The following is a 299-nucleotide window of genomic DNA, read 5'->3' on the forward strand; positions in this document are numbered from 1 at the left end:
GCAGTGGTCTTACCTGAACCACTAAGACCAAGAATTAAAATAATATTAACCATAATTTAATCCTTGATAGTAACCAAAACTAATAAATCTAATAAATTTACCAATCCATTTTAATTTATTATTATCCTCATTTGCATATATAGGTCTAGTTGTAATTAACTTATCATTAACTAGTACCTCTAATAACACAATCTCATCATCTTGATTAATATTACCACTAATTTCATTTAGTTTTATATTATATGAAATATCTTGTCCAGGATTAACTATATTAACATATTCCTTAAGATATCCCGCTA

General features: G+C 25.4%; 1 pseudogene. It reads right to left on the minus strand.

The features are described 5' to 3' along the window. Positions 1-45 precede the first annotated feature (45 nt). Positions 46-299 (minus strand): annotated as a pseudogene (locus tag AYC60_RS08890) (hypothetical protein); the annotation flags it as partial.

The sequence above is a fragment of the Streptobacillus felis genome (genome assembly GCF_001559775.1).
GTDB lineage: Bacteria > Fusobacteriota > Fusobacteriia > Fusobacteriales > Leptotrichiaceae > Streptobacillus > Streptobacillus felis.